The sequence below is a fragment of the Streptomyces laculatispora genome (assembly GCF_017353455.1).
Taxonomy (GTDB): domain Bacteria; phylum Actinomycetota; class Actinomycetes; order Streptomycetales; family Streptomycetaceae; genus Streptomyces; species Streptomyces laculatispora.
In genome coordinates this window covers 1-6,406 of record NZ_JAFMPZ010000320.1, presented here as the reverse complement: position 1 = coordinate 6,406, position 6,406 = coordinate 1, and the positions used below count along the sequence as shown (strand labels likewise).

At 74.8% G+C, this 6,406-nt stretch carries 6 protein-coding genes; all 6 read right to left on the bottom strand.

The genetic code is table 11. The features are described 5' to 3' along the window. A partial coding sequence (locus J1C73_RS17580; protein WP_207317224.1) for a hypothetical protein occupies nt 1–579 on the bottom strand: 579 nt, incomplete at its 3' end. A gap of 150 nt (nt 580–729) precedes the next feature. After that, nucleotides 730–1,527 carry a type III pantothenate kinase gene (locus J1C73_RS17575; protein ID WP_123460044.1) on the bottom strand — a complete coding sequence of 266 codons (798 nt, stop codon included), beginning with the start codon at nt 1,525–1,527 and terminating at the stop codon, nt 730–732. Next, the gene (gene nadC, locus J1C73_RS17570; RefSeq protein ID WP_207317223.1) at nt 1,527–2,570 is read right to left on the bottom strand and encodes a carboxylating nicotinate-nucleotide diphosphorylase; all 1,044 of its coding nucleotides are present in this window, start codon (nt 2,568–2,570) and stop codon (nt 1,527–1,529) included. The genes J1C73_RS17575 and nadC overlap by 1 nt, the downstream gene beginning before the upstream one ends. 2 nt (nt 2,571–2,572) lie before the next feature. Further along, complete coding sequence (locus tag J1C73_RS17565) at nt 2,573–4,309, bottom strand: L-aspartate oxidase (protein WP_207317222.1); 1,737 nt, start codon at nt 4,307–4,309, stop codon at nt 2,573–2,575. Beyond that, entirely contained in the window at nt 4,306–5,352 is a 1,047-nt protein-coding gene (gene panC / locus J1C73_RS17560; RefSeq protein ID WP_207317221.1) for a pantoate--beta-alanine ligase, read from the bottom strand. The genes J1C73_RS17565 and panC overlap by 4 nt, the downstream gene beginning before the upstream one ends. Beyond that, entirely contained in the window at nt 5,349–6,287 is a 939-nt protein-coding gene (locus tag J1C73_RS17555; RefSeq protein WP_207317220.1) for a Rossmann-like and DUF2520 domain-containing protein, read from the bottom strand. The genes panC and J1C73_RS17555 overlap by 4 nt, the downstream gene beginning before the upstream one ends. Between the last annotated feature and the right edge of the window lie 119 nt (nt 6,288–6,406).

Below are 6,406 nucleotides of genomic sequence, written 5' to 3'. Positions count from 1 at the left end.
CGTGGCGCGCTGCTGCGGCGGGGGCACCGGGCGGCGACGGGGCGGGAAGACCTCCGAGGGCTTCGGCGCCGGACGCTCGGACGGCGCCGCCGGGCGGGCCGGGGCCGCCGGGGCCGCCGGGGCCTTCGGCTTCTCGGGCTCCGCGGCACGGCCGCCTGGCAGCGCGAGCAGCCGGCTGCGGGGCGCGGGGGTCGTCGCGGAGACGGCGCGCCCGGCCAGTCTGGTGCGCACCGAACGCTCCGCGAGCACCTGACAGCGCTCCAGGAGCGCCGCGGCGACCGGCCCGCCGCGCAGGGCGCGCAGCGCGGCCAGATCCTCGGGGCGGGGGTCGTACCCGGCGGCGAGGGCGTCCTGGAGGAGCTCCAGATAGCCGCCGAGGGAGCCGGGCAGGGCGTTTCGGTAGCGGACGAGGTCGGCGAGGAGGAAGGCGCGCAGCCGTCCCGCCTCGCCGACCGTCTCGTCCACGGAGCCCGCTAGCCGCAGGCAGTCCTGGACATCCTCGTCGGGCAGGGGCACGGGATGGAGGGCGATGGCGAGGGCACGTCGGAGCACTCGCAGCTCGTCCGCGCTGAACGCCATACCGCCGCGTGATCCGTAGGGCGTGGGCATAACGCGACAATACGTGCTAAATGGACAAAATCCGTTTAACTGGCCGTCGGGGCGGCGCGGCGGCTCCGATGAGCCGCCGCGCGCCGAACCGCCGGTCAGGGCCTCGTGACCGGACCCGGACTACAGGCGCGACACGTTGCGCTCGTACACCAGGCGCAGGCCGATGAGCGTGAGCCAGGGCTCGTGCTCGTCGATGACCGAGGACTCGCCCAGCACCATCGGAGCAAGGCCGCCCGTCGCGATGACGGTGACGTCGTCGGGGTCGGCTGCCAGTTCCTTCTTCATCCGCCCGACGACACCGTCGACCTGGCCAGCGAAGCCGTAGATGATGCCCGACTGCATGGCCTCGACGGTGTTCTTGCCGATCACGCTGCGCGGCCGGGCCAGCTCGATCTTGCGCAGCTGCGCGCCCTTGACGCCGAGGGCCTCGACGGAGATCTCGATGCCGGGCGCGATGACGCCGCCGGTGTACTCGCCGCGGGCGGAGACCGCGTCGAAGGTGGTGGCCGTGCCGAAGTCGACGACGATCGCCGGACCGCCGTAGAGGTCGACGGCGGCGACCGCGTTGATGATGCGGTCCGCGCCGACCTCCTTCGGGTTGTCCATCAGGATCGGCACGCCCGTCTTGATGCCCGGCTCGACGAGCACGGCGGGGACGTCGCCGTAGTAGCGGCGGGTCACCTCGCGCAGCTCGTGCAGGACGGCCGGGACGGTGGAGCAGATGGCGATGCCCTCGATCCCGTCGCCCAGCTCCATCCCCAGCAGCGGGTGCATGCCCATCAGGCCCTGGAGCAGCACCGCCAGCTCGTCCGCGGTGCGGCGGGCGTCGGTGGAGATCCGCCAGTGCTCGACGATCTCCTCACCGTCGAACAGGCCGAGCACGGTGTGGGTGTTTCCGACGTCGATGGTGAGCAGCATCAGGCGCCGGCCCCGTCGGTGTCGCGGAAGTCCAGGCCGATGTCGAGGATCGGCGAGGAGTGGGTGAGCGCGCCGACGGCCAGGTAGTCCACGCCGGCCTCGGCGTAGGCGTGGGCGGAGCCGAGGGACAGCCGGCCGGAGGACTCCAGGACCGCGCGGCCGCCCACCAGGGCGACGGCCTCGGCCGTCTGCGACGGGGTGAAATTGTCCAGCAGGATCAGGTCGGCGCCCGCGTCCAGCACCTCGGCGACCTGGTCCATGGTGTCGACCTCGACCTCGATCGGGATGTCCGGGAACTCGGCCCTGACCCGCTTGAAGGCCTCGGCCACCCCGCCCGCCGCGATGACGTGGTTGTCCTTGACGAGCGCGGCGTCGGACAGCGACATGCGGTGGTTGACCCCGCCGCCGCAGCGCACCGCGTACTTCTCCAGGGCGCGCAGGCCCGGGGTCGTCTTGCGGGTGTCGCGGACCTTGGCCTTCGTGCCTTCGAGCACATCGGCCCAGGCCCGGGTGGCGGTGGCGATGCCGGAGAGCCTGCAGAGCAGGTTGAGCGCGCCGCGCTCGCCGGTGAGCAGGTCGCGGGTGCGGGTGGTGACGGTCAGCAGCTTCTGGCCGGGAACGACGCGGTCGCCGTCCTCGACGTGCCGCTCGACCTCGAACTCGGACGTGCAGACGATGGACAGGACGGCCTCGGCAACGTGCAGACCGGCCACCACACCCGCCTCACGGGCGGTGAAGTCGCCGGTGGCCACGGCGTCCTCGGGGACGGTGGCCACGGTGGTGACGTCCACTCCGCCGTCGAGGTCCTCCGCGATGGCGACGTGCGCGACGTCCTCGACCTGGACCGGGTCCAGACCCGCGTCGGCCAGGAGCTGGGCGAGCGACGGGTCGAGGCCGCACTCCAGACCGTCCAGGTCGTAGCCGTCGTCCCCGCCGCAGCCGCAGCCGTCGCCGCAGCCGCCCGCGGCCGGTGCGGGCGCGCCGATCTGGATCAGCGGTACGTCCACGGGTGTGGGGCGCGGATTCTCTTCGGGCGTGCTCACGGTTACGGCTCCTCGGGAGTGGGGTGGGTGGTGCTTGCTGGTGCGCAGTCTGCTGCCCCGGCCGGGCGTACGGGGCCGAACGCCTCGGTATCCGTCCGACGGAGGACCAGCTGCCGGTCGGGGGTGAGCCGTACGACGAGGTGGCGGCGCCAGCTCTCGTCGTCGCGCTCGGGCCGGTCCTCGCGCCAGTGGCAGCCGCGGGTCTCCTCGCGGCTGCGGGCGGCGGCGACCAGGACGCGGGAGACCAGGAGCAGGTTGGTGACCTCCCAGGCCTCGACGCCGGGCACCGCGAGCTTCGGCTCGGCCGCCCCGGCCTTCAGGGCCGCGCTGCGGTGCAGGTCCTCCAGCTCCTCGGCGGCGGTGGCGAGGCTGTCCGCGGAGCGCAGGACGCCGGCGCCGCGGGTCATGATGCGCTGGATCGTGCCCCGGGCCTCGGGGGCCAGCAACGGCGAGGTCACCGGATGCGTGACGACGGCCTCGGCGCCCGCCCGGGGGCGGTCCGCGACGATGTCCGCCGCGATGCGCTCGGCGAACACCAGCCCTTCGAGGAGCGAGTTGGAGGCCAGTCGGTTGGCGCCGTGCACCCCGGTGCAGGCGACCTCGCCGCAGGCGTACAGACCGGGCACGGTCGTACGGCCCCGCAGGTCGGTGCGGATGCCGCCGGAGGCGTGGTGCGCGGCCGGGGCGATGGGGATCGGCTCGGTGACCGGGTCGATGCCGTGCGCCCGGCAGGCCGCCAGGATGGTGGGGAAGCGCTGCTCCCACATCTCGGCGCCGAAGTGACGGGCGTCGAGGTACATGTGCTCGGTGCCGTGCAGCTGCATCTGGCGGATGATGGCCTTGGCGACGATGTCGCGGGGGGCCAGTTCCGCCAGTTCGTGCTGCCCGACCATGAAACGCGTGCCGTGCGCGTCGACGAGGTGGGCGCCCTCGCCCCGTACCGCCTCCGACACCAGGGGCTGCTGGCCCTCGGAGCCGGCGCCGAGGAAGAGGACCGAGGGGTGGAACTGGACGAATTCGAGGTCCGAGACCTCCGCGCCGGCCCGCAGCGCGAGTGCCACGCCGTCGCCGGTGGAGACGGGCGGGTTGGTGGTGGCGGAGAAGACCTGGCCCATGCCGCCGGTGGCGAGGACCACCGCGGGGGCGTGCACCGCGCCGACGCCGTCGTGCTGGCCCTCGCCCATGACGTGCAGGGTGACGCCGGCCGTACGGCCTTCGGCGTCGGTGAGCAGATCGAGGACCAGGGCGTTCTCGACGGTGTGCAGGGCGGCCGAGCGGACGGCTTCGACCAGGGCGCGGGAGATCTCCGCGCCGGTCGCGTCGCCGCCCGCGTGGGCGATGCGGCGGCGGTGGTGGCCGCCCTCGCGGGTCAGCGCGATGTCGCCGTCGTCCGTGGTGTCGAAGTGCGCGCCGATCCCGATCAGCCGCCGCACGGCGTCGGGGCCCTCGGTGACGAGCGTGCGCACCGCCTCCTCGTCGCACAGACCCGCGCCCGCGACCAGGGTGTCGTCGAGGTGCTGCTCGGGGGTGTCGCCCTCGCCGAGGGCCGCGGCGACGCCGCCTTGGGCCCAGCGGGTCGAGCCGTCGTCGAGCCGGGCCTTGGTGACGACGACGGTGGCGAGGCCCGCGGCGGCGCAGCGCAGTGCGGCGGTGAGGCCGGCCACGCCGGAGCCGACCACCACCACATCGGCGTCGATGGACCAGCCGGGGGCGGGGGCGGTCAGCCGTATTCCGGTCACGTGGTGGCTCCGAAGGTCAGCGGGATGTTGTCGATGAGCCGGGTGGTGCCCACCCGGGCGGCGACGGCGAGTACCGCGTCACCGGCGGTGCGGTCGTCGGGGATCTCGGTGAAGTCCGCCGGGTCCACGAGCGCCACGTAGTCGAGGTCGAGCGGGGGCTGTTCGGCCGCCGCGTCGTCCAGGACCGCGCGGGCGGCGGCGCGCACGGCGGCCGGTCCGCCGTCCGGCCTGGCGCGGGCGACCGCCTGCGCGTCGGCGGCCAGCCGGGCCTCGCCGAGCCGGGTGAGCCCGGCGGCCCGGTCACCGCTCGACCCGCCGGCCAGCGCGCGGGCGTGCAGCGCCTGCTGGGCGGCGAGCCGGTCGCGGGCGGCGAACAGGGCCCGGGACAGCGCGAGGGCGGTGTGGCGCTCGTACGCGTCGAGGAAACGGTTGCGGCTGGAGAGCGCGAGGCCGTCGGGCTCCCGGGCCGTCTCCACCCCCACGATCTCCACGGGGAAGTTCAGATCGCGCACCATGCGGCGGATCAGCGCCAGCTGCTGGGCGTCCTTCTGCCCGTAGAACGCGAGGTCCGGGCGGGTGAGGTGGAGCAGCTTGGCGACGACGGTGAGCATCCCGTCGAAGTGCCCGGGGCGCGAGGCCCCTTCGAGGCGCTCGCCCATCGGTCCTGCCGAGATCCGGACCTGCGGTTCCCCGCCGGGGTAGACCTCGTCGGCGGACGGGGCGAAGACCACGTCGCCGCCGGCCGCGCCCACGAGGGCGAGATCGGCGTCGAGGGTGCGGGGGTAGCGCTCCAGGTCCGCGGCCTCCCCGAACTGGAGCGGGTTGACGAAGACCGTGACGACGACCTGCCCGGCCGGGCCGACGGCCGCGCGGGCGGCGCGGATGAGCGAGGCGTGTCCCTCGTGCAGGGCGCCCATCGTCATCACGGCGGCGCGCTCGGGGCGGGCCCGGGGGGCGCCCGCCGTGCTGCCGGCGGTCACGGCCGGGGTGTGGGCGTCGAGCTCCGCGGCGGTGCGGAGCAGGGTGGCGGCGGGGTCGGTCATCGGGACTCCTCCGGTCCGGTGCGGCCGCCGTCGGCCAGGACGCCGAGCAGGTCCTCGGCGAGCTCCGGCTTGAGCATGCCGTGGGCGAGCGCGCGGTCGGCGGTGGCGCGGGCCATCGCGACGTACCCGGCCACCGTCTGCGGGGCGTGGGTGCGCAGCTCGCCGATGTGCGCGGCGACCGTACCGGCGTCACCGCGGGCGACCGGGCCGGTCAGGGCGGCGTCACCGGAGCGCAGGGCGTTGTCGAGCGCGGCGCCGAGCAGCGGGCCGAGCATCCGGTCGGGGGCGGCGACCCCCGCCGTGCGCAGCAGCTCCATCGACTGGGCGACCAGCGTGACCAGGTGGTTCGCGCCGAGGGCGAGAGCCGCGTGGTAGAGCGGGCGGGACTCCTCGGCGATCCACTCGGGTTCGCCGCCCATCTCGATGACGAGCGCCTCGGCCGCGAGCCTCAGCTGTTCGGGGGCGGTGACGCCGAAGGAGCAGCCGGCCAGCCGCTGGACGTCCACGGAGGTGCCGGTGAACGTCATCGCCGGGTGCAGGGCGAGCGGCAGGGCGCCGGCCCGCAGCGCGGGGTCCAGCACCTTCGTGCCGTACCGCCCCGAGGTGTGCACGATCAGCTGTCCCGGCCGGACCGCGCCGGTCTCGGCCAGGCCCTCGACGAGGCCCGGCAGGGCGTCGTCGGGGACGGTCAGCAGGACGAGCTCGGCGCGCGCCAGGACCTCGGCGGGCGTCACCAGGGGGACGTCGGGGAGCAGGTCGGCGGCGCGGCGCACCGAGGCGTCGGAGACGCCGGAGACGGCCACCGGGCGGTGTCCCGCCAGCCGCAGGGCCGCGGCCAGTGCGGGGCCGACGCGGCCCGCGCCGACGACGCCGACGGTGAGGCGGGCGGGGCGGTCCCTCGCGTCGAGGGGCTCCTTGGGGGCTGTTGTATTCACGCGGCAGGTGCCTTCCGTTCCAGTCCGCGGGGGGTACCGGACGATTTCTCTGCATGCTACGCCAGCGTTTCGTCCGGCTCCCGACTGTCCACAGGCTGTGGGAAACCCCGGCCGTCCGG